At 70.2% G+C, this 2,018-nt stretch carries 1 protein-coding gene; it reads left to right on the top strand.

Going from position 1 to position 2,018, the window contains the following annotated elements; translation table 11 throughout:
- On the top strand, positions 1-1,911 hold a 1,911-nt coding region (locus B1L11_RS44380), incomplete at its 5' end, for a hypothetical protein (protein WP_218671720.1).
- Positions 1,912-2,018 lie beyond the last annotated feature (107 nt).

The raw sequence follows: 2,018 nt of genomic DNA, 5'->3' as shown, positions 1-2,018 counted from the left end.
GCGGACTCGACCGCGACCGCCAACGGCGGCACGGTCCTGGGTGGGCCGGATGCGGGCCGGTGGGTGCAGGTCCACGACGGCGTGGGCGACTTCCGCAGGTTCGGGGTGTTCGGCGACGACGCGCCGGCGGACGCCGCGCTGGACGCGATGGTGAACGACCCGTCCATCCACCGGATCGAGGCCCACACCGACCTGCTGTTCGTCAAGCGCCATAAGTACACCCGCTCGAATCTGGAGTTCGACTTCGGCGGCCACACCGTCCGCACCGACGGCATCGAGAAGAACACGCACGACAACCCGTTCGGCGCCGTGATGTTCTTCCGCGGGGAGGTCACCGGCACGGTTGTCGAGCACACCCTGAGCGCCCCGATGCCCGACCTGGCCGACGTGTTCGAGGTCGGCGACTCGTCGAAGTTCAAGGTCGGCCAGTGGTGGACGGCGGTGGTGAACAACCTCTCCGGCCGCGACGAGCGGGAACTGCAGAAGATGGTGCAGGTCACCGAGATCGTGGACGGGTCCCGCATCCGGGTGAACTACCAGAACGGCTGGGACCTCGACAAGGGCCGCGTGATCACCTGGACCAGGGTGAAGCCGGTCGAGCGGGTCCACGTCAGGAACATGGTCTTCGTCGGCGCCCCGCCGTACGACGGGCCGAAGAACGGGGAGTTGCCCGACGACCGGGAGTACACCGGCTCGCACCCGGTGGCCTACGAGTACGCCGCCTGGTGCGACGTCTCGGGCATCGACGCCTCCCTCACCTGGTGGCCGGTCGTCATGCGCCGCTGGTGCACCTACTTCCGCACCGAGAGCTGCACGCTGAAGAACCCGCCGACGGTCTTCTACGGCGGCGCGGGCTACCTCACCCAGCAGATCTACTGCCTGTACGGCCACGTGGTGGACTGCCACACCTCCAACGCCCGCCACCTCAACGACCTGACCGCGTCGGCCTACTGCGTGGTGGAGAACTGCCACGGAGACGGCGACGACGCGGGCGGCAACCCGTTCACCACCCACGGGCAGTACGAGCACGACCTGGTGTTCACCGGCAACTCCGGCCTGATGGACATCGCCAACTCGGGCGCGCAGTGGGGGATCAGCGCGAAGCGGATCACCGTACGCCGGCACGTCTGCTCCTGGTTCACGGCCAACACCAAGATCACCGACCTGACGCTGGAGGACGTCAAGGTGATCCCGCGCTCCACCTTCGACCCCGGCGGCACGCTGACGGTCAACGCCGACGGCGTCCAGATGCGCGGCTGCTCGGCCAGGACGTTCGCCGTCGCGCAGCGCTCCGCGCGGTCCGGCAGGCCGAACGTCATCGAGGACTGCAGCTTCGACCTCCCCGAGGGGCAGGTCGTCGTCCAGACCCCGGTGACGAACCCCGTCCACTTCGTCCGGTGCGTCTTCACCGGGGTGAACGGCGCGGTCATGCGCGGGTCCGGCCCCGTCCACCTCACCGACACCGTCGTCAGGGGGACCGCCGGCGCGGCGCCGCTGCTGATCGGAGCCGCCGAGGTCGTCGTGTCCGGCGGGCGGCTGACCGACACCGGCATCCGCCTGTCCGCGGTCCGCGAGCAGCGGATCTCGATCGGCGGGGGCGCCGTGGTCGAGGGGACCAACAGTGAGAAGGCGCTGCTGTCCCGCGCCGACGGCGCACCGGTGCGGTGGGAGCTGGGCGACTACGTCAGCTCGACCGGCGACGGCGGCACCGCGCACGTCGCGATCACGAGCGGCGTCAACCGCTACTCCGCCGTCGGGGCGCGGTTCCGCGGTGGCGCGATCACGCTCGCGGACGCCGCCTTCGGCGGCGACTCCCACCTCCTGCACACGGGCTGCGCCGAAGAGGGCGTCACCCGTACTGCCCCGGCGGCGGGGCCCCGAGTCATCACCACCGGCAACCTGGCCGTCTGAGGAGTCCCGAAATGAGTTCATCCATGAGGTCCCGCCGTGCCCTGCTGACGGCGGGTGGTGTCGGTGGGCTGGCTCTGCTGGTTCCCGGTACGGCTCACGCCGGGCCG

Source organism: Microbispora sp. GKU 823 (assembly GCF_002027145.1).
Classification (GTDB): Bacteria; Actinomycetota; Actinomycetes; order Streptosporangiales; family Streptosporangiaceae; genus Microbispora; species Microbispora siamensis.
Note: the sequence above shows the minus strand (reverse complement) of the source record. Positions and strands in the feature narration are given on the sequence as shown.